Raw genomic sequence first — 21065 nt, 5'->3', positions numbered from 1 at the left:
CGAATCCTCCTCGCCGGTGCGGCCCCGCCTCAACGGGGTTGCCGTTGCGCGATCGCGACCCCGGCCAGGATCACGATGCCCGAAATGACCAATGTCCAGGTGAGTCGTTCGCCCAATATCGGCACCGCGAAGCCCATGGTAAGGACCGGCTGGGCGAATTGGAACGACCCGATGCGGGCGATGCCGCCGCGCCCGAGGGCCCAGAACCATAACGAATAACCGACGATCGAGGACATCAGTGTGAGATAGGCGATCGCCATCCAGCCATGGGTACCGACCGCCGACCAATCCGTACGCGGCGCCAGCAAAATTAAAGTCGGGATGGTGATCGCCGTCGCCAGCGCAAGCCCCCAGAACGTGGTCGCCCATGTGCCCAGGATCGGCGACAGGCGTCCGCCCGCGACGTAGCCCAGCGCACAGATGATCACGCCGCCGAGAATCAGCAGGTCGCCGCCCAGAGTGCCCTCGCTATCGAGCACCTGGCCGGTGTCCTGGTGGGTGATCAGAATCACCGTGCCGACGCCGGCTATGAACACACCGACCCACCACGTCACCGACGGCGGACGCCAATCGAACAACGCGGCGATCAGTCCGGTAAAGACCGGCAACATGGCCATGATCAGGCCGGCCCGGTTGGCCGAGGTCGCGCCGAGACCGAGGCTCAGCAGCATCGGCCACGCAGCAAAGCTGGCGACGCCCGAGACCACCAGCAGAACCCACTGGTTCCGGTTCGCCGGCAATGGCAGCCGAACGACGCAGGCGATGGCGCCGGCGATGATGCCGGCCAACAACGAGCGCAACACGCCGGCGGTCATCGCATCCATGTGCCCGACCGCAAGCTTGTTGGCGATCGCCGTGCCGCTCCACAGAATCAGCGTCAGAAAAACCGCGCCGAGGACCAGGGCGCGGGGCGGCGCGGCAAGACTCGACACGCTGGTCACAAATTCAACATCCCGTCGAGGTAAGGCGATACGGTCCCGGCAATACGTACCCGCGGGCCGAGGTCGCGACAATGAACTTCGCCGCCGCGGCGAGAAATCTGCTTGGCGACCAGGTCTTTTTTGCCCAATCGAGCGGACCAGTAGGGCGTCAAGACGCAATGCGCCGATCCGGTCACCGGGTCCTCCGGAATGCCCGCCTTGGGCGCGAAGAAACGCGATACGAAATCGACGCCCGAGCCCGGATCGCCGGGCGCCGACGCGATAATCGCTTCGCAATTCAAGGCCGCGATGCGGTCGATATCGGGCGTCAGTGCGCGAATGTCGTCGGCATCATCGAAGATCGCCAAGCCGTACATGGCGTTCAGAACCTCACGCGGAGCGGCACCGAGAGCGCCCGCAACGTCGCCGAGGTCCGAGTCCGGAATCGGCGGCGACGACGGAAGATCCATCGCCAGCAGTCCATTTTCGCGGGTCACCGAAAGGGGCCCGCTGCGGGTGAAGAATTCGATCGCTTCGGCGTCCGGATCGATCCTGTCGAACACGATGTGCGCGGCGCCCAAGGTCGCATGGCCGCAGAGGTCGACCTCGATCGCCGGCGTGAACCAGCGCAAATCGAAGGCGACGGAGTCGCCCTCGTTGCGGCGCACGATGAACGCCGTCTCGGACAAATTGTTCTCGGCGGCGATCGACTGCATCACCTCGTCGGGCAGCCAACGATCCAGGGGACAGATCGCGGCCGGGTTCCCGCCGAAGACCGCGGCCGAGAACGCGTCGACCTGATAGATGGGGATTCTCATGCTGGACCTCCTCGCAGGGTGAATTCCGCTATCCCGATAGCCGCCATGTTCCACCGACCGGGCCGCTCAAGCCGAGACAATTTTCGAATGACCGGCAAATTGTCGTAAATCTCAGCCATGCAGGCGAAATTGTATCGATAATCTCACCTAAATCGGCGAGATTTCCAAGTCAATGTAATAATTGTACCCATGACAATCTTTCCAAAAGATATCGCCGGAAGCCTAGGCCCGCGCTATCTCGCGATCGCCGACGTGATTGCCGCCAAGATCGGCGCCGGCGCCCTGACCCCCGGTGAACGCTTGCCGACGCATCGCGACCTGGCGTGGCGGGTCGGCGTGACGGTCGGCACGGTGACCCGCGCCTACGCCGAACTCGAGCGCCGCGGTCTGACCGTCGGCGAGATCGGCCGCGGTACCTTCGTTCGCGGGCCGCGGCCCGAAGACCTGGCGCCGCAGACCGCGGCACAAGAACACAGCATTGTCGATCTCAGCCTCAACTACCCGCCCAAGGGACCCGACGGCGGCGATGTCGCCGCCGTCCTCCGCGCGCTTGCCGCCGATCCCAAGGTCGCGTCGGTGCTCGATTATCAACCCCATCTCGGCCGCGACGAGCATCGCGCCGCCGGCGCGCGGTGGATTGCCCGCAGCGGCCTGCATGTCGGCGCCGAGCAAGTGGCAATCACCTCGGGGGGGCAGCATGGCATCACCGTGGCCCTTGCCGCCGCCGTGCCGGCCGGCGACCGCATTGCCGCCGAGGCGTTTACCCATCCCGGTTTTCTGGCCTCGGCGCGGATGCTCGGGCACAAGGTGGAGCCGATCGCGCTCGATGCGAACGGCATGATCCCCGAAGCGGTCGAGGAGGCCTGTCGCAGCGGCATCAAAGCGCTGTATTGCATTCCGACCCTGCAGAACCCGACCACTACGGTCCTGCCGGCGGAGCGCCGGGCGGCCGTTGTCGAGATCGCCGCGCGTCACGGCGTTGTCGTCATCGAGGACGATCTATTCGCCTATTTCCACCCCGATGGGCCGCCGCCGCTCGCCAGTTTGGCGCCAGACCAGGTGATCTATGTCACCAGTGTTTCGAAAACGGTCGCCGCCGGACTACGGACCGGCTATGTCGTCGCCCCGGCGCGGCTGCGCGACAACGTCGCATCGGCCATCCGTGCGACCTGCTGGATGGCCGCGCCGCTGCCGGCGGAGATCGCCTCGCGCTGGATCGGCGACGGTACGGCGGCGCGCATATTGGCTGGATTGCGCCAGGAAGCGGCGGCGCGACTAGACCTGGGACGCAAGCTCCTGGCCGATTATCGGGTCGCCGCCGAGGCCGGTGCCCTGCACCTTTGGCTCACCCTGCCCGGTGGCTGGAACGCGATCGAATTCACTGCCGCGGCACGGCGCCACGGTGTCGCGGTCGCCCCCGACGCGGCGTTTCGGGTCGGCCGGCCCGACGAAAATCAGGCCATCCGTATTTGCCTCGGCCCACCGGCGACGCGCGCCGCGCTCGAAACCGGCCTGCGACGGCTCGCCGAATTGCTCGGGTCCGGGCCTCCGGCGGAGCGCTCGATCGTGTAGCGATACTGAGATTTCGGCGACGCCTCGCGGCCGGAACGAACCGGCGCTGACTACGCCTTGACCGTGTGGCCGTGATCGAGGGGACCGTGCCCGCCACCGTAACCGGGCGCGTTGCGGATCGCCTCGGCGACATAGGCCCGCGCGCGTATTACCGAGTCCCGCAGGTCCAGCGCCTGGGCCAGACCGGTGGCTATGGCCGACGCCAACGTGCAACCGGTGCCGTGGGTATGCCGGGTGTCGATGCGCGGTCCCTCGAACCTCTCGATCCCATCCGCAGTGGCCAGCACGTCGACAATACGGTCGCCGGCAAGATGTCCGCCCTTGAGCAGCACGGCCCGTGGCCCGAGCGCCAGGAGATCCTCGGCCGCCGTCGGCAACACGTCGACGGTTTCGATCGTACGGCCGAGCAACACCCCCGCTTCCGGAAGATTGGGCGTGATGATCGCGGCCTCCGGAATCAGCCGGGTCGTGAGAGCCGCCACCGCCGACGGCTCGAGCAGCGGCGCGCCACCCTTGGCGACCATCACCGGGTCGACGACGCGCGGCACCGCTGAGTTGGATGCGTCGATTACGTCGGCTACCGCCTCGATCACCTCGCTGCTATGCAGCATCCCGGTCTTGATCGCGTCGGCGCCGATGTCCTCGAGCACCAACTCCATCTGCTTGGCAATGAAGGCGGGCGGCACCGCGTGGACGCCGAAGACGCCCAAGGTGTTCTGTGCGGTCAGGGCGGTGATCGCGGTCGCCGCATAGCCGCCCAGCGCGGTGACGGTTTTTATGTCGGCCTGGATTCCGGCACCGCCGCCGGAATCGGACCCGGCGATTATAAGAACCCGCCCGTCCACAACCTAACGAGTGCTTATCGCGGCTTCGGCGATGGCGTTCGCGATATCGTCGATCACGCCGGTCACGATCTCCGCGTCCTCACCTTCCGCCATCACGCGGATGATGGGTTCGGTGCCCGATTGGCGAACGACAAGCCGGCCGCGGTCGCCAAGCTGCGCCGTCGCCGCCGCGATCCGATCCTTCACTCGGCTGTCGGCGAGCGAGTCCCGACCGGCATCCGGAACACTGCGCAGGAACTGCGGCAACGGATCGAAGACATGCGCGACATCACTGACCGGGTTTTCCCCTTTGACCAGAACGGCCAGGACCTGCAGCGCGGCGATCAGCCCGTCCCCGGTCGTCGCGTAGTCGCTGAGGATGAGGTGGCCGGATTGTTCGCCGCCGATGTTGTAGCCCCCGGCGCGCATATGCTCGACCACGTACCGGTCGCCGACCTGGGTGCGTTCGAGCCGCAGCCCCAAGCCTTGCAGGAAGCGTTCGAGACCGAGGTTCGACATCACAGTGGCGACCAAGCCACCGCCCCGTATGCGTTCCATCTGCTGCCAATAGCGGGCGATCAGGGCCATCATCTGATCGCCGTTTATGGGCGCGCCATGCTCATCGACCAACGCCAGGCGGTCGGCGTCGCCATCGAGTGCGATGCCGAGATCGGCGCCATGGGTAATGACCTGCTCCCGCAGGTGCGTGGTGTCGGTTGCCCCGCAGCGATCGTTGATATTGAGCCCATCCGGAGACACCGCCATGGGAATGACATCGGCGCCCAGTTCCCAGAGGACGGTCGGCGCCACCCGATAGGCCGCGCCGTTGGCGCAATCGATGACGATCTTGAGGCCATCGAGGCGAAGTTCGCGGGGGAATGTATTCTTGACGAACTCGATATAGCGTCCCGGCGCATCGTCGAGACGGCGGGCGCGACCGAGGTCTTTGGCGACCGCGGCGTCCTCGTCGACGCCGTTGTCCATCAGACGCTCGATTTCGATTTCCACCGAATCCGAAAGCTTGAAACCATCGGGCCCGAAAAGCTTGATCCCATTGTCCTGGTAGGGATTGTGCGAGGCGGAGATCACGACGCCCAAATCCGCGCGCAGCGACCGGGTCAGCATCGCCACCGCCGGCGTCGGCATGGGACCGACGAGGACGACATCCATGCCCATGGCGACGAACCCCGAAGTCAATGCCGGTTCGATCATATAACCCGAAAGCCGCGTGTCCTTGCCGATGACGACGCGGTGCCGATGGTCGCCGCGGCGAAAATAACGCCCCGCCGCCATGGCAAGGCGCAGCATCGTCGCCGCGGTCATCGGCTCGGTATTGGCGGCGGCGCGGATACCATCCGTGCCGAACAGTTTACGGCTCATTCTTCTGAATCAAGTTAGAGAAACAATGTCTTATACCAAAGATTCGTTACTTTTCAATTTCCAGCGTCGCTTCTCGGCCGGCTTTACGCCGTGGTGGCGATGGCGGCCTGAATTTCCAACGCCTGGATCGTCTCGCCAACATCGTGAACGCGAAGAATCTGGACGCCGAGATCGGCCGCCGCGAGCACCGCGGCCAGCGTCCCGGAGCCGCGGGATTTCGGCGCTATGCCACTGTTCGCCGGTCCGATCTTCAACTTGCGCGAGACGCCTAGCGCGATCGGGCAGCCGAGGCCGTGGAACAAGCCGATATGGCGAAGAATCTCCAGATTGTGCTGCATGGTCTTGCCGAAGCCGATACCGGGATCGACGGCGAGGCGCGTCCTCGGGATCCCGGCCTCGAGACATGCCGCGACGCGACCGGCCAGCGCGTCATAGACGTCGAGCGGCGCACAGGCGTAGGCGGGATTGTTCTGCATGGTCGCGGGGGTGCCACGCATATGCATCAGGATCACGCCGGCGTCGCTGTCCGCCGCCAGCGCCAGGCTGTCCCGATCCTGAGTCAGGGCGGAGACGTCATTGATGATCCGCGCCCCGGCGGAAAGGGCGGCCGCCATGACGGCGGCATGGCGGGTATCGATCGACACCGTCGCGCCGGCGTCGGCCAGGGCCCGTACCACGGCTTCGGTGCGCTCGATTTCTTCCGCCGGGTCGATTTCCCGCGCGCCGGGCCGGGTCGATTCGCCGCCAACATCGATGATGCCGGCGCCCGCCTCGACCATGGCCAAACCGGCCTCGATCGCGCGCTCGAAATCCCAATTATCGCCGCCGTCGGAAAAACTGTCGGGTGTAACGTTCAACACGCCCATGAGGACGGGGCGATCCAGCGGCACATCGGCAAAAGGCGGCCGCACGGCGACCAAGCGATCGAGAAGCGGGCGAAGGTCTCTATCGGCCTCTTCCGCGGCGGCTATATCGGAGATCGGAAAAACACTTTCGACGACGGCGCCGTCCTCGCCGCGCCGGAATTGGCGGCAGGCGATGAAGCGCCGCGGGCCGCCCAGAAACGGCTCTCCCGCCAAGCCCGTCACGCTCGGATCAACCAGTCCAATCGGTTCCAGATAGATGCGATCCGCCATCGCGGGCCGTCGTGAAGGTGAGCAGATGGGGTCTGCGTCAGGTTCCGGGCTGCGGCTCCGGCTCCATGCCGCCGGCGTCTTCGGACCCCGGATTACGCTTGGCACCGGTCGTCGGCACCGACGCACGCTTGCCGCTTGTCCGTGGCTGATCGTCGTCCGCGTCCGGCCGCTGGACCGGCTCGCCCTTCATCAGCGCCTTGATGTCGTCGGCGCTCAGGGTCTCGTATTCCAACAGGCCCTTGGCCACGAGGTGGAGATCGTCCATGTGATCGCCGAGCACCTTGCGCGCATGCGCCTCGCCCTCCTCGATCAGACGCCGCACCTCTTCATCGATAATCTTGGCCGTGGCATCGGACACGTTCTTGCGTTGCGTCACCGAATGGCCGAGGAAGATTTCCTCCTCGTTATCGCTATAGCGCAGCGGCCCGAGGATCTCGCTCATGCCCCATTCGGTTACCATGCGGCGCGCCAATCCGGTCGCCTGCTGAATATCGTTGCCGGCACCGGTCGTGATGTTCTCGGGACCGTAGATCAACTCTTCGGCGACCCGGCCGCCAAATGCCATGGCGATCTTGGCCTCGAGCTCGCGCTTCGACAGCGCGTACTTGTCCCGCTCCGGCAGCGACATGGTGACGCCAAGCGCCCGTCCGCGCGGAATGATCGTCACCTTGTGTAGCGGATCGTGGCTCGGCGTGTATACCGCGACCAGGGCATGACCGGCCTCGTGGTACGCGGTCATTTCCTTCTCATGTTCGGTCATGACCATGGAGCGGCGTTCGGCACCCATCAGCACCTTGTCCTTGGCCTCTTCCATCTCATCCATGGTCACCATGCGCTTGCTCTTGCGGGCCGCGAGCAAAGCCGCTTCATTGACCAGGTTGGCCAGATCGGCGCCCGAGAATCCGGGCGTGCCGCGGGCGATGATCTTAGGGTCGACATTGGGCCCGACCTCGACCTTTTTCAGGTGAACCTTGAGGATCTTCTCGCGGCCGAGCACATCCGGGTTGGGCACCACGACCTGACGGTCGAAGCGACCCGGCCGCAGCAGCGCGGGATCGAGCACATCGGGCCGGTTGGTGGCGGCGATCAGGATCACCCCCTCATTGGCCTCGAACCCGTCCATCTCGACCAGCAGCTGGTTCAGGGTTTGCTCGCGCTCGTCGTTGCCGCCGCCGAGGCCGGCGCCACGGTGGCGGCCGACAGCGTCGATCTCATCGATGAAGATGATGCAGGGCGCGTTCTTCTTGCCTTGCTCGAACATGTCGCGGACGCGGCTGGCGCCGACGCCGACGAACATCTCGACGAAATCGGACCCCGAAATGGTGAAGAACGGAACATTCGCCTCGCCGGCGATGGCTCGCGCAAGCAGCGTCTTGCCGGTGCCCGGAGGGCCGACCAACAAGACCCCCTTCGGGATCTGGCCGCCGAGGCGTTGGAATTTTTGCGGATCGCGCAGGAACTCGACGATCTCTTCGACTTCCTGTTTCGCTTCGTCGATGCCGGCCACGTCGGCGAACGTGATCCGGCCGACCTTTTCGGTCAGCAGCCGGGCGCGCGACTTGCCGAACCCCATCGCGCGGCCGCCGCCGGACTGCATCTGGCGCATGAAGAAAATCCACACACCGATGAGCAGCAGCATCGGGAACCAGGAAACCAGCACGCCGAGCAACGGATGCATGCCGTCATCTTCCGGCGAGACCGTGATGCGGACACCGGACCCTTCCAGTTTCTCGACCAGGTTGGGATCGTTGGGCGTGTAGGTCTTGAAATCACTGCCGTCGGTCAGTGTGCCGGTGAGCATGTCGCCCTGCAGCGTGACCTCCTTGACCTGGCGCTTGTCGACCTCGGCGAGGAAATCGGAATAGGCCAACTGGGTCGGCGTCTGCCGGCTGGTCGAGCCTTGGAATAGATTGAACAAGGCAATCAGAAGAAGGCCGATAACCAGCCACAGCGCAAGGTTCTTGCCGAAATTGTTCACCTATTCAATCCCTCGCTTGGTCAGGCACGGCTACAGACCCCGTCCCTTTCCACAGGACCCGGGTGGCCGGTTAACTAGAAATGGGGCGTTCTCCCCAAAGCGCAACCGAAAATCGGGCCGCCGATAACGGCCTCATAGGCTCGTAATCGATCTTGCTTAACAAGAGCTTACCAAGTTCCGACCCGTGCCGTCCATAACCGAGGTGGGGCACCGCGACAACGCCCCCCGCGTCGAATATCGCCGGCAACGACGGAATTGCAGGATTGGGGATCGCGTTGGGGCGCAAATCGGGCCGATCAGCGACGGCCTGCGTCCACCCCTTGACGCCCAACCGCCGCAGCTTGGTACCCCGGACCCGGGTGCCGAGATCGGGGGTCAATTTCAAGCGATAGCGCCGGTCCCAGACCACCTCGCCGCGCCCGCCAAGCTCGATTTCTTCCTTCGCCGCGGCCGGCTCGCGGCAAATCAGAAGGCTTGAACGGGTTGGCACCAACCGGCACCCGCCAAGGGTTCGGGGACGCCCGACCCGGCCCATGGCCAGATCGTGATAGAGCGCCGATACGTTGTCCGCTCGCGGCCCGTACGACGTGGCGCCGATCGTCGTCAGGGTCCGGACCAGTGCGCGGCGTCCGATTTCGCTCGGTGCAGCGGTGAATACGCCTCGGTCGAGGTTCGCGTAGCCGGCCGCGTGAATCGAGATTGCGCGGGCCATGAGGGAGGTCGTCAGCTCCTCCAGCAATGCCCGGGCATCGGCCATCCGCCGGCAGGTCTCGGCCAATCTTCGTGCGGTCATGCCAAGCCCATCGAGGCGATCCCGCTCGGCGCGGACGCGCACGCGGTGATAACTATGATCCTGGTTCGACGGATCCTCGATCCAATCCTGACTGCGGTCTTGCAGCACAGCCATGAGGTCGGATTTCGTCACCCCGAGAAGCGGCCTCAAGAGCCGCGTGTGCGGCAGCGCCGAAACCGGCGCCATCGCCGCCAGTCCGTCGACGCCGCTACCGCGCGCCAACCGCATCAAGAAAGTTTCGGCTTGGTCTTCGAGGTGGTGGGCAAGCAACAGGTGAAACACGCCGTTGCGCGCGCACCATTCCGAGAGCAGACGATAACGCGCCGAACGCGCCGCCGCCTGAATTCCCGAGCCCGGGCTATCGGATGTCCAGGACAGGATCTTGTGGGGGATTCCCCGCGGCGACAACCAAGCCCCGACCTGTCTTGCCTCGCCAAGGGATTCGGGCCTGAGACGATGGTCAACGGTGAGGGCGACAACACCGCCGCCGCGCCGCCGCGCCCATTGGTCGGCCAGCAAACAAAGCGCGACGCTGTCAACGCCCCCCGAAACCGCCACCGCGAGCCGCGGCCTGGGCTCGAACGGCCCGACCGCCGCCATCAAGCGGCCGAACTTCGTCGACGACAGCCCGTGGTCTGGTTTGCGCGGTCCCCGCCGGGGTTCCAATCAGCCGCAACCGAGCCGTTGCCGCTCGGTCCTCGCATACTGCTGGACATTGCCCGGGGCATCGGGAAAACGGCGGTCGAGTTCGTCAAGCGACGCGCAGGCCTCCCTGTTCTTGCCGAGGCGGCCGAGAGACATGCCGAGTTTGAGGAGATTCGCCGCCGCCTTGGGCCCGGTCGGGTAATTCTTGTACCCCTCCGCGAATTGGACCGCGGCCTGATGGTAATTCTCACGAACATAAAAGGTCTCGGCCAGCCAATATTGGGCATTTCCCGCCAATGGATCGCTTGGGTATGTGGCGAGAAAAGATCCGAAGGCGCGCTCGGCACCGCCATAATCGGCTTGTTGGAGCAAGGCATAGGCGTTGTTGTAGTCTTCCGCCGGCGCTCCTTGCGGAAGGACGGTGGCGCTTCCGCCGCTGGCCGGCGGGGTCACCGTCAGCGTCGGCGCGGCCGTTACCGTGGTCGAGTTGGCGGGATTGTTCGGGGCAGCGCCCAAGGTCACACCTTGCGGCGTGACGATCTGGGGCGGGGCCGCGGACGGTTCGGGGATCACCGCCCGCGCGGTGGGCGCCGGCAGCGCCGCGTCGGCAGCGAGGTTTTCGTTCGAGCTTCCACCCGTCCCCGGCTGTAAGCGCATTTCGAGATCGGCCTGGTTCCGTTCGAACTGTCCCTCCAAGCGGCGCACATTGAAGCTCAACTCCTCGATCATGCCGGTGAGCGCACGGACTTCCTGTTCGAGCTGCTGAAGCCTGATTTCAAACTGAGCCGCGGCGGCCGGCGACAGGGGCTGACCGGTCTGGGCGGACAGCGGACCGGTAACAAGGCACGCCGCCACGGCCAACACCGCTGCGGCCACATTGCGGCGCGCCGACAATCCAATCATCGCTTTATCTTCGCCTCCGGGTCTTTCCATGCCGCCATTCGACAGACACCAGCGTGCGCAATTTTTTCGGCAAAACTAAGGCGCACGGAAAACCGGGATAACCGCCACCGGATAGCCCGCCATCGCTCTCAGGGCCGGTTTGGCAGGCCCCGCATTCGCGCTATTGTACGACGATGACCGCCCGCCGGTTCTGGGCCCAGGCGTAGTCGTTCGATCCGACCACCGCCGGGCGTTCCTTGCCATAGCTGACGACCGATATGCGGCCGGGCTGGACGCCCAGGGCGACAAGATAGTTGCGCGCGCTGTCGGCGCGGCGTTCGCCCAGCGCCAAATTGTACTCGCGCGTTCCGCGCTCGTCGGCGTGACCTTCGACAACCACCGTAACGGCAGGATTTCCCTGCATCCACTTCGCCCAACCCTGAATCGCCTGCTGGGCTTGTGGGGTCAGGTTGTAACGATTGAATTCGAAGAAGACCCGGTCGCCGATTTGCTCGAGTTGCTCCTGGGCCGTGAGATCGGAGGCCGAGGTCGATCCGGAGCCGGATGAACCCGATTCGGTGGAAACCACGTCGGGGTCTGCCATTTCATCGTCGCTGGCACAGGCGGTCAACAGAAGGACAACTGCGAAAACACTGATCAGTTCCTTAAAGCGCATGGGTGGCCCCTTTCCAGTCGAAGGCATGAAATCAAGCGGCTTGAACATTTACGAGCATGACCACCGCCGCCTCGTATGGTCACAAACCGATTCCCGGGTCCCGTGATTCGGAGTGTGTAAAAATGCCATATATTCCAATAGCTAACGCCTGGGAACTATAGATTGGCCGAGTCACGGAATCAAGGGCGACCATGCCGGGTCGGAAGCGTCGAGCGGGGTCTCCGCCACGCGCTCGTTATATCCCGTCAAATCGATGGAATAGAGCCTGCTGCCGCCACCGCCGCCGTCGCTGTTCGAAGGTTGCTGTCGAAAAAACATCAAAACCCGCCCATTGGGCGCCCAAGTCGGTGATTCAACGAGGAAATCTTCGGCCAACAGCCGTTCCCCGGTGCCGTCGGGCCGGATGATTCCGATAAAGAATCGGCCCTGCTGAAGCTTCGTGAATGCGATCAGATCGCCGCGCGGCGACCACACCGGTGTCAAGTATTGGCCCTTGCCGAAGCTGATCCGTTTCACGTTGTTGCCGTCGCGATCCATTATATAAATCTGCGGGCTGCCGCCGCGGTCCGAGTTGAAGGTGACCTGGGATCCGTCGGGCGAATAGGACGGCGAGGTGTCGATCGCCGGGTTGTTGGTCAAACGCCGCACCTGGCGGGTGCGCAGATCCATCGTGTAGATCTCGCTGTTGCCGCCGCTTGCCATGCTCATGATGACCCGATTGCCGTCGGGCGAAAAGCGCGGCGCGAACGTCATGCCGGGAAAATCGCCGAGCACCTCTTGCTGGCCGGTGTCGATATTGAACAGGTACACCCGAGGCCGGTTGTTGATATACGACATATAGGTGATTTCTTGGGTCGTCGGCGAAAAACGCGGCGTCAGGACGAGATTGCGGCCGTTCGTCAGGTAGCGGTGGTTGGCGCCGTCTTGGTCCATGATGGCCAGCTTTTTGACGCGCGCGTCCTGGGGTCCCGATTCCGCGACATAGACGATGCGGGTGTCGAAATACCCTTCCTCCCCGGTCAGGCGCTGATAGATTTCGTCGGCGATGATGTGCGACACCCGGCGCCAGTTTTCGGGCGGCGTCTCGAACGCCTTGCCGACCAGTTGCTGTCCGGCGAACACGTCCCACAGACGAAACTCGACGCGCAGGCGGCCGTCGACCAAAAGCCGCACGCCTCCGGACACCAGGGCCTGGGCGTTGATCAGCCGCCAGTCGGCGAAACGCGGCTGCACCGAGGCCGATACGATTTTCTGAATGAACGCCGATTCGGGCAACATCCTGAATAGGCCCGATCGCTCCAAGTCGCTGGATATGACCGATGAGATGTCTGCGCCGATGCGGGCCGCTTCCTCGACATCGCCGTGAAACGCGACGATGGCAATCGGCAGCGGCTCGACATTGCCGCGGGTTATGTCGATGCGCAGCTCGGCCCGCCCGTCCTGCGGCAGGATTAAGAACAACAAGGCGGCAAGAACCGCCAACCATCGTGAGGAGGGCACGGCCATTTTCATCGTCAAAGCATATCCCTGGGATTGAAGTTCAGAGTGAAGTTTCTCCAAGTGTTGTACTTATTCGGCGGCAACTTCAAGGGATTGCACATCGGATTGAGAACAGCCCGCATCGCGCTGTCCACGGCCGCCCGGTAAAATGCATCGGTCTGGTAGCGATTGCTACCGTCGATCAGGCGGACCTGGCGCACGCTGCCGTCGGGGTTCATATCGAGGTTCAACTCGACCACCAGATTTTTGGCGTCACGCGCGCCAACCGGGACATTCCAGCACAGTTCGATCTGATGGCGAATAGCGTCGAGTTCGCTAAGCGTCAACCGCTCGCTGAATGCCGAGGCCGTCTGGGGCGCCGCGCGTTGCTGCTCTGATTCCGGTTCCGCGACGGATCGCAGTACGGAATCGAAATCGGTGTTCTTGCGCTCCTTCTTCTTCCTAACCGCCAATTCGGGCTTCAATCTGGGTGTCGTTTGCGGCGGCTTTATGTCCTCTTTCTTTTCGGTCACTTCTTTCTTCGGCGCCGGCTCGGGCTCGGGCGGCTTCTCTGGCGGTGGCGGCGGGACCTCCGCTTCCACCGGCGGCGGCTCGGGAACCGGCTCCGGTGCCGCGATTTCAGGCGGCTCCGGCGGCGGCAGCGCCGCCTGTTCCTGGGGCTCGGGCTCCGCCTTCGGCGGCGACGGATCGGGATCTATGCTGGGCGCCGCGGTCTCCTCGTCGATGGTGACCACCTCGACCGTAATGGCGCGAACGACCAGCGGCTCGTCGCTAAACAATGAGGGCAGCCCGACCAGGGCGAGCACGAATACCGTCAGGTGCAAGATCGCCGAATATATGGCCGCGCGACCCATCTCCTCGTGATCCGTCCGCCTATTGCGTTTCGTCGGGCTTCGGCGTCTCGGCGACCAGGGCCACCTTGTTGAAGCCGGCGGCCGCCAGCCGTCCCATCAAACCCATCACCTCGCCGTAAGGCAGACCCTGATCGCCGCGCACATAGATGCGGGTGTCGGGACTGGTTTCGGTGATCGCCGCGAGCCGCGACACCAGATTGTCGATCTCGACCGGCGTCTCCTGGATGTAAACGCGACGCTCGATATCCATGGTCACCACCAGCGGCTCTTCCGGTTCGTTGATCGGCGCCGCTTCGTTCTTGGGCAGATCGACGGGCACCCCGACTGTCAGCAGCGGTGCGGTGACCATAAAGATGATGAGCAGGACGAGCATGACGTCGACGAACGGCGTCACGTTGATCTCGCTCATCGGCCGGTAGGTGCGCCGCTTATAGACCCTGACGCCGCTCCGGGGTCCGTCGCCACCGAGCGATACACTCATCAGACGCTGCGCTCCTCGAGTTGGCGACCCAATATGGCGGCGAACTCGCCGGCGAAGGTTTCGAGCCGGCTGGCATAGCGGCTGAGATCATTGTTTATCTTGTTGAACGCGATCACCGCCGGGATCGCCGCCACCAACCCTAGCGCGGTGGCAAACAACGCCTCCGCGATCCCCGGCGCGACCACCGCCAGGCTGGTGTTCTTTTGCAGCGCGATCGCTTGGAAACTGTTCATGATCCCCCACACCGTCCCGAACAAGCCGATGAACGGCGCGGTGGCGCCGACCGAGGCGAGAAACGTCATGTGCCGTTCGAGCTTGTCCATCTCCCGGCTCATCGTTGCCTGCATGGCCCGATCGATGCGCTGCTGGATTCCGATTCGCTTGGTCTCGGTCAGCGTCAGGCCCCGCTGCGACGACCGTTCCAACTCGCGCATCGCCGCCGTGAACATGGCTGCCATCGGATCGACCGCTTGGCCGGCGAGGCGCTGATAGAGCTCGTCGAGCGGATTGCCGGACCAGAATGTATCCTCAAATTGGGCGGTTTTGCGGCCGATGCGCCGTACCTTCGTTAGCTTTTCGAAGATAATCGCCCAGCACCAGAATGATGCGACCAGCAGCACAACCAATACGGCCTTCACGACAAGATCGGCGCGAAGGAACAGACCCCACATAGAGAGATCGGTCGGCGCGCTGCCAGCTAGATTTACGGTTTCGATGACGGTCTGTTCCATATCCTCTCAATTCCGCGATGTTCCGGTTTCCCATGCAACGAAACGCTGCCGCACCTCGGCCGGGATGCGTACGGCACGGCTGTCGGCATTGGTGCAAGCGAGCAGGACCCGGAGGCGGACGAGGCGTGTATCGCCGCGCCAAATGTCCTGCTGCAAATCGATCGAGGCGCCCCCCAACCCGTTCAACGTCGTCCGCACCTCGATGAGTTCGTCAAGATGGGCCGGCGACAGGCAGTGCATATCGCATTTGCTGACGACAAACGCGATACCAAATCGACGGCGCAGCGCGCCGTGGTCGTCACCGAATGCGCGGATGAGTTCGGTCCGGGCGCGTTCGGCAAATTTCAGGTAGTTGCTGTGATAGACGATGGTCGCCGCGTCGGTGTCTTCGTAATAGACCCGAACGGGAAATACGAAAATACCGGCCGAGACCGTGCCAGTCATCGCGGTCACCTTACCCGTCCTCCGTATCGGGCTCGGAACCGAGCAAGACCAACTGATCGGGCCGTTCGGTGGGTGGTGAAAGGCCGAGATGGCGATAGCCGGCGTCGCTGAGCAGGCGCCCGCGCGGGGTCCGCTGCAACAAGCCCTGCTGCAGCAGATAGGGTTCGATGACATCCTCGAGCATGTCGCGCTGCTCGGACAGGGCGGCGGCCAGCGTTTCGACGCCGACCGGTCCGCCGCCATGGTTTTCCGCCAGGCAGGCCAGGTAGCGGCGATCCATGGCATCGAGGCCGAGGGCGTCGACTTCGAGGCGGGTCAGCGCCGCATCGGCGGTCGCGGCATCGACCGTAGCGACATCCCCGACCGAGGCAAAATCGCGCACCCGGCGCAGCAGGCGGCCGGCGACCCGGGGCGTGCCCCGCGACCGCCGGGCGATCTCGGCGGCGCCGTCCGGCAGCAGGTCGAATTGCAGCAATCGCGCACCGCGGCGCACGATCTGCTCGAGTTCCTCGGCACTATAGAACGATAGCCGCATGGGAATGCCGAACCGTTCCCGCAGAGGCGAGGTGATCAGTCCCGACCGCGTGGTCGCGCCGACCAACGTAAACGGCGGAAGATCGATCCGGATCGATCGCGCCGCCGGACCTTCGCCGATGATCAAGTCGAGCTGAAAATCCTCCATCGCCGGATAGAGGATTTCCTCGACCGCCGGATTGAGGCGGTGAATCTCGTCGATGAACAGCACGTCGCGCGGCTGCAGATTGGTGAGCAACGCCGCCAAATCGCCGGCGCGCGCGATGACCGGCCCCGACGTGGCGCGGAATCCGACACCGAGTTCACGGGCTACGATTTGAGCCAGTGTCGTTTTCCCGAGGCCGGGCGGGCCGTGGAACAGCGCGTGATCGAGCGGCTCGCCGCGTCGCCGGGCGGCGGAAATGAACACGGCCAGGTTCTGGCGCAGCTTCTCCTGTCCGACGAAGGCATCCAAGGTGAGCGGTCGCAATGAGGTCTCGCCAAGATCGTCATTGTCGAACTCGGCGGCGATGACGCGGTCGTCGGTCATGCGCCAAGCTCCTTCAATCCCGCTTTGACCAAGTCCTCGGTCGCCGCCTGCTGGCCGAGCTCGCGACGGGCGTGGGCGACGGCGCCATGGGCCTCGGTACGGCGATAACCGAGATTGACCAGCACCGAGACCGCGTCGGCCGCAGCCGGCTCGTCGCCGGCTTCGATCGGGCCGAGCCCGGCCGCCGGACCAAGAGCGAGATCGCCGATCTTGTCCTTCAATTCGCTCGCGATACGCTGCGCCAGTTTCGGTCCGACCCCGCTGGCGCGACTGATCGTCGCCTTGTCCTGGGCGGCGATCGCCTGCGCGAGCTCTTCGGGCGAGAGGATGCCAAGGACCGCCATCGCATGGCGGGCGCCGACGCCTTGCACGGTGATCAGCAAACGAAACCATTGCCGCTCGCCGTCGTCGCCGAATCCGTAGAGATTAATGTGGTCCTCGCGTACGTGGGTCTCGATGTGGAGCACGGCGACCTCGCCCTGCATCGGCAGCCGGTCCAGTGTTCGTGCCGAGCAGAAGACCAGGTAACCGACCCCATTGACGTCGATGACCGTCCGATCGTCGGCGGTCGAATCGACTATGCCGGTAAGCTTCGCAAACATCACGACGACGCCGTCAGCACATCGTTCGCCAGCCACGAACGCGCGGTTTCGAGATGGTGGGCATGGCAAATCGCGACCGCCAGGGCGTCGGCGGCATCGGCCCCGTCGATGGAACATCCGGGCAGCAGGGTACCGACCATCATCGCCACTTGCTCCTTGGCGGCGTGGCCGGCCCCGACGACCGATTTCTTGACGTGGTTGGCGGAGTATTCGGCGACCGGCAGGCCGGCGCGGGCGGGCGCGAGCAGCACCACCCCGCGGGCCAATCCCAACTTGAGGGTCGAACCCGGGTTCTTGTTGAGAAAGGTCTCTTCGACCGCGGCGGTTTCGGGATGATGGTCGACAATCACCAATGCGATCGCGTCATACAGCGAGCGCAGCCGTTCCGCGGTCGATTCGCCCCGTGATCGCACGGTGCCGTTGGCGACATGAGTGAGGCGCCCGCTGCCGGCATCGACGATACCCCAACCGGTGGCGCGCAAGCCGGGATCGAGGCCGAGAACTCGCATCATATCGGCGCCATTCCTTTGTCGATCATGACGGCCCCGCGCCGGGTCATGCGCTCAACTTGGCCAAGACGTCGTCGGCGATGTCGAAATTCGCCGATACCGATTGGACATCATCATTGTCGTCGAGCGTCTCGAGCAGCCCGAGGAGCGATTCGGCCTGCGCACCGGCGACCGGAACCGTGTTTTGCGGCTTCCAGACCAAACCCGAATCGCGCGCCGGCCCGAACTTCTGTTCGAGCGCTTCGCGAACCGCGTTGAGATCTTCGACCGCACAGGTGATCTCGTGGCCGTCGGCCGCCGATTCCACGTTCTCGGCACCGGCTTCCAGCGCCGCCTCGAATACCGCCTCCTCGTTTCCGACATCGGTCCCGTATTGGATCTGGCCGACCCGATTGAACATGAACCCGACGCTGTTGGTCTCGCCCAGCGATCCGCCGTGCTTGCTGAACGCGGCCCGGATCTCGCTGGCGGTGCGGTTGCGATTATCGGTCAGCGCTTCGACGATGATCGCGACCCCGCCCGGGCCATAGCCTTCGTAACGAATTTCTTCGTAGGCGTCGGCGTCGCCGCCGCCGGCACCCCGTTTGACGGCGCGTTCCATTGTGTCTTTCGGCATGTTGTTGGTGCGCGCTGTAGCGATCGCCGCGCGAAGCCGCGGATTTGCGTCCGGATCGTCGCCGCCGCGCGCGGCGACGGTCAGCTCGCGGATGATGCGGCCGAAGACCTTGGCGCGCTTGGCGTCCTGCGCGCCCTTCCGATACATGATGTTCTTGAATTGCGAATGGCCGGCCATATATCCGTCAGCCCCTAGACAGCGTATGTTTCAATTCTGTGTATACCACATATTGTGGTCCCTGACCCGCTTTCACCGCTAATACGGGCTATCCTCGGTTTATGGCAAATGTGTGGTGGCCGGGACGTTGGGGATGTGTCCATTTGATGTCAGGCCGGGCCGATTTATGGCCCAATCGACAGTCAAAGGAAAGCCCCGGTCGCCGATCGATTTCCCCGCCCGTGTGCCGATTACGGGAACGCCAAAGGTCACCCTGCGTCGGGCAGGGTCTGCACGAGGCGGCCGCCGATGCGGACCGGCTCGATCCGTTGCGCCAAGCCGGTCGCGTCGTCGGTCTCGAGGTACAGCCCGCACAGCGTGGCCGGTCCGGTCGCCGGCGACAAACGTTCCGTCGGCAGCTTGCGGACGAAGCGCTCGATGGCCGGTTCCTTGATCATGCCGATGACCGAATCGTAGTCGCCACACATTCCGGCATCGCTCATATAAGCGGTGCCGCCGACGAGGATCTGCGCATCGGCTGTCGGCACATGGGTATGGGTTCCGACAACCAGCGACACCCGGCCGTCGAGGATATGACCGAAGGACTGCTTTTCGCTGGTCGCCTCGCCATGAACGTCGACAACGATAGCGTCGACACTACCGCCAAGACGGTGCCTGGCCATTTCCGCCTCGAGCATTTCGAAAGGATTGTCCAAGGGGTCCATGAACAGGCGGCACATGACATTGATCACCAGCACTTTCTTGCCGCTCGGCGTCGAATAGGTCTCGGCGCCTCGGCCCGGCGTACCCTTTGGATAATTTATCGGCCGCAGCAATTGACGATCGCCGTCGATGTGGCCGAGGACCTCGCGCTGGTCCCAAACGTGGTTGCCGCTGGTGATCACATCGATCCCGGCATCGTAGAGCTCGCGGCAAATCTTGTCGGTGATGCCGAAACCGTGGGCCGCGTTCTCGCCGTTCGCGATGACCAAATCGAGGTCGAGGCGGCGGCGAAGCAGCGGCACCTGTTCAACCACAATATCGCGTCCCGACCGGCCCACGATGTCGCCGCAGAATAGAATCTTCATGTCCCGCTCCCGACGCGAATCGCTTCCTGCTCGGTGACGATCCAGTCCAATTTCTCGTCTTGGCTTCCGTGGGGCACGCGCTCGATCTCCTGCCCGGCGAAGGCAATCCCGATCGCCACCACCGAGTGGTCGGCGCGCAGCGCGGCGAGCGTGCGGTCGTAGAAGCCGGCGCCCCAACCGAGACGGTTTCCATTGCGATCGAAGGCGAGCAACGGAACGAGAACAACGTCAGGCGTCAAGAGCTCGGCACTCTCGGGTGGCACCGGGATACGGAAGTTGCCGGGCCGCATGACTGTGTCCGGGGTCCAGCGCCGGAACAGAAGCGGCCGGCCGTGGCCGGCGACGACGGGAAGCCCGCAAACGTGACCCGCTTCGTGCAAGCGGCGCAGCAGCACCCGTACGTCGATCTCTCCTTTTGCCGGCCAGAAGGCGGAGACGCGCGACCCTGGGGTCAGGACAATCTTCTCCAAAAAAATCCTCGGCAACGCCGCCGCCGCCCGATCGCGGGCGTCGGGTTCGAATCGGTCGCGGTTGGCCGCGGCGCGCTCGCGTACGGCCTGTTTGTCCTGGTCGAGCGTCATCCGCGGGAAATCCGTCAAAGAAGGAATTGGCGAAAGAACGGGGCGTGCCGCACATGCCGTTGGCCCAACCTGATCCTCTGTGGCCTGCAAAGTGCAGGTGGGCGCCGTATACCGAAGCCACGGCTCCGGCAGGGACAGCTCCCTGTAGAGATTGGAGTTGGCCCCAGGGATGCACGAGGCCTGACGCGCAGCGCAGCATCCGCCCCAAGGGGAATCTAGGGAGCCGCGAGCCTTTCGGCAACACTCTCGATGCGTTTGGCCAGGGCGACCACTCCGGCTGCCAGCGCGTCGGCCGACTTGCCGCTCTCTTTCGACGACGCGCTGACCCGCTTGAGCTCTTGTTGGGTCTCGAGCAACTCGTCGGCGATAATGAGGCTGGCCATGATCAGGACCAGGCTGTCACCATCGACGGTCCGTTTGCCGCCGGCCAACTCGCGCACGCGCCCATCGAGATAGGCCGCAAGTTCCGCGACATGCTTCTCCTCGCCATCGCCGCAAGCGATATCGTAGTCGCGGCCGTTAACCTTGATCGTGACTTGTCCCACCGGCGCTACCCGTCGAGCAGCGCGCGAAGTCGCTCGATGGCGGAGTCGAGGCGTTTGGCCACCGCTGCATTCGCCTTCTTGATCGCGGCGGCATCCTTGTCGGCGTCACGGTTCTTGCGTGAGCGCGAATCCAGCGCCTTCTCCAGTTGCACGATTGCCGCTTCGAGGCGCTCTTGCGCGGTCCCCAAATCCGTCATCCTAACGATACTCCGTACCGTAGAGGCCGTTGTCGATTGCCATATGCGAGGACGATACTCCTCGCCCCCAGCGG

23 protein-coding genes and 1 other RNA gene are annotated in these 21065 nt (G+C 64.2%); 1 reads left to right on the top strand and 23 read right to left on the bottom strand.

The features are described from left to right. Positions 1–29: 29 nt before the first annotated feature. Positions 30–941, bottom strand: a complete 912-nt coding sequence (locus GY791_05030; GenBank protein ID MCP4327784.1) for a DMT family transporter — start codon at positions 939–941, stop codon at positions 30–32. Further along, entirely contained in the window at positions 938–1738 is an 801-nt protein-coding gene (locus tag GY791_05025; protein MCP4327783.1) for a PhzF family phenazine biosynthesis protein, read from the bottom strand. The genes GY791_05030 and GY791_05025 overlap by 4 nt, the downstream gene beginning before the upstream one ends. A 189-nt stretch (positions 1739–1927) precedes the next feature. Here GY791_05025 and GY791_05020 point away from each other — a divergent pair, with 189 nt between their 5' ends. Then, positions 1928–3310: a PLP-dependent aminotransferase family protein gene (locus GY791_05020; GenBank protein ID MCP4327782.1), complete on the top strand. Its 1383-nt coding sequence runs from the start codon at positions 1928–1930 to the stop codon at positions 3308–3310. Between the two features lie 50 nt (positions 3311–3360). Here GY791_05020 and thiD read toward each other — a convergent pair whose 3' ends face one another. The 21 genes from thiD to GY791_04915 all read right to left on the bottom strand — a co-directional run bounded on the left by thiD (position 3361) and on the right by GY791_04915 (position 20991). Next, positions 3361–4155 (bottom strand): bifunctional hydroxymethylpyrimidine kinase/phosphomethylpyrimidine kinase, encoded by a 795-nt coding sequence (gene thiD / locus GY791_05015; GenBank protein MCP4327781.1) that lies wholly within the window; start codon positions 4153–4155, stop codon positions 3361–3363. A gap of 3 nt (positions 4156–4158) precedes the next feature. Beyond that, on the bottom strand, positions 4159–5514 hold the full coding sequence (locus tag GY791_05010; protein MCP4327780.1) for a phosphoglucosamine mutase: 1356 nt from the start codon (positions 5512–5514) through the stop codon (positions 4159–4161). An 83-nt stretch (positions 5515–5597) separates the two neighbouring features. Further along, positions 5598–6650, bottom strand: coding sequence for a dihydropteroate synthase (gene folP / locus GY791_05005; GenBank protein MCP4327779.1), 1053 nt, complete (start codon positions 6648–6650; stop codon positions 5598–5600). Between the two features lie 37 nt (positions 6651–6687). After that, positions 6688–8628, bottom strand: a complete 1941-nt coding sequence (locus tag GY791_05000; GenBank protein MCP4327778.1) for an ATP-dependent metallopeptidase FtsH/Yme1/Tma family protein — start codon at positions 8626–8628, stop codon at positions 6688–6690. A gap of 70 nt (positions 8629–8698) precedes the next feature. After that, positions 8699–10021, bottom strand: a complete 1323-nt coding sequence (tilS, locus tag GY791_04995; protein ID MCP4327777.1) for a tRNA lysidine(34) synthetase TilS — start codon at positions 10019–10021, stop codon at positions 8699–8701. 66 nt (positions 10022–10087) lie between these two features. Beyond that, a complete protein-coding gene (gene ybgF / locus GY791_04990) occupies positions 10088–10999 on the bottom strand; it encodes a tol-pal system protein YbgF (GenBank protein MCP4327776.1) in 912 nt (303 codons plus the stop codon). Positions 11000–11129: 130 nt separating this feature from the next. Continuing rightward, complete coding sequence (gene pal / locus GY791_04985) at positions 11130–11624, bottom strand: peptidoglycan-associated lipoprotein Pal (GenBank protein MCP4327775.1); 495 nt, start codon at positions 11622–11624, stop codon at positions 11130–11132. Positions 11625–11795: 171 nt separating this feature from the next. Continuing rightward, positions 11796–13136, bottom strand: coding sequence for a Tol-Pal system protein TolB (tolB, locus tag GY791_04980; protein ID MCP4327774.1), 1341 nt, complete (start codon positions 13134–13136; stop codon positions 11796–11798). Positions 13137–13138: 2 nt separating this feature from the next. Beyond that, positions 13139–13978: a cell envelope integrity protein TolA gene (locus GY791_04975; GenBank protein MCP4327773.1), complete on the bottom strand. Its 840-nt coding sequence runs from the start codon at positions 13976–13978 to the stop codon at positions 13139–13141. Positions 13979–13997: 19 nt separating this feature from the next. Then, entirely contained in the window at positions 13998–14459 is a 462-nt protein-coding gene (gene tolR / locus GY791_04970; GenBank protein ID MCP4327772.1) for a protein TolR, read from the bottom strand. After that, positions 14459–15190 carry a protein TolQ gene (tolQ, locus tag GY791_04965; protein MCP4327771.1) on the bottom strand — a complete coding sequence of 244 codons (732 nt, stop codon included), beginning with the start codon at positions 15188–15190 and terminating at the stop codon, positions 14459–14461. Before tolQ ends, tolR begins: the two co-directional genes overlap by 1 nt. A 6-nt stretch (positions 15191–15196) precedes the next feature. Beyond that, on the bottom strand, positions 15197–15634 hold the full coding sequence (locus GY791_04960) for a YbgC/FadM family acyl-CoA thioesterase (GenBank protein ID MCP4327770.1): 438 nt from the start codon (positions 15632–15634) through the stop codon (positions 15197–15199). Positions 15635–15644: 10 nt separating this feature from the next. Further along, a complete protein-coding gene (gene ruvB, locus GY791_04955) occupies positions 15645–16697 on the bottom strand; it encodes a Holliday junction branch migration DNA helicase RuvB (protein MCP4327769.1) in 1053 nt (350 codons plus the stop codon). Beyond that, on the bottom strand, positions 16694–17299 hold the full coding sequence (gene ruvA, locus GY791_04950) for a Holliday junction branch migration protein RuvA (protein MCP4327768.1): 606 nt from the start codon (positions 17297–17299) through the stop codon (positions 16694–16696). The genes ruvB and ruvA overlap by 4 nt, the downstream gene beginning before the upstream one ends. Then, positions 17299–17808: a crossover junction endodeoxyribonuclease RuvC gene (ruvC, locus tag GY791_04945; GenBank protein ID MCP4327767.1), complete on the bottom strand. Its 510-nt coding sequence runs from the start codon at positions 17806–17808 to the stop codon at positions 17299–17301. The genes ruvA and ruvC overlap by 1 nt, the downstream gene beginning before the upstream one ends. Before the next feature lie 46 nt (positions 17809–17854). Next, positions 17855–18601 carry a YebC/PmpR family DNA-binding transcriptional regulator gene (locus GY791_04940; protein MCP4327766.1) on the bottom strand — a complete coding sequence of 249 codons (747 nt, stop codon included), beginning with the start codon at positions 18599–18601 and terminating at the stop codon, positions 17855–17857. Positions 18602–18849: 248 nt separating this feature from the next. Then, entirely contained in the window at positions 18850–19668 is an 819-nt protein-coding gene (locus GY791_04935) for a TIGR00282 family metallophosphoesterase (protein ID MCP4327765.1), read from the bottom strand. Then, on the bottom strand, positions 19665–20249 hold the full coding sequence (locus tag GY791_04930) for a 5-formyltetrahydrofolate cyclo-ligase (protein ID MCP4327764.1): 585 nt from the start codon (positions 20247–20249) through the stop codon (positions 19665–19667). The genes GY791_04935 and GY791_04930 overlap by 4 nt, the downstream gene beginning before the upstream one ends. A 40-nt stretch (positions 20250–20289) precedes the next feature. Further along, positions 20290–20451, bottom strand: a non-coding RNA gene (gene ssrS, locus GY791_04925) — 6S RNA. A 13-nt stretch (positions 20452–20464) separates the two neighbouring features. Next, positions 20465–20794, bottom strand: coding sequence for a cell division protein ZapA (zapA, locus tag GY791_04920; protein ID MCP4327763.1), 330 nt, complete (start codon positions 20792–20794; stop codon positions 20465–20467). 5 nt (positions 20795–20799) lie between these two features. Next, positions 20800–20991, bottom strand: coding sequence for a hypothetical protein (locus GY791_04915; GenBank protein MCP4327762.1), 192 nt, complete (start codon positions 20989–20991; stop codon positions 20800–20802). Between the last annotated feature and the right edge of the window lie 74 nt (positions 20992–21065).

The organism is Alphaproteobacteria bacterium, from assembly GCA_024244705.1.
In the GTDB taxonomy this organism is placed as follows: Bacteria; Pseudomonadota; Alphaproteobacteria; order JAAEOK01; family JAAEOK01; genus JAAEOK01.
The sequence above is the reverse complement of the archived record's forward strand: the minus strand, read 5'-3'. Positions and strand labels throughout refer to the sequence as shown.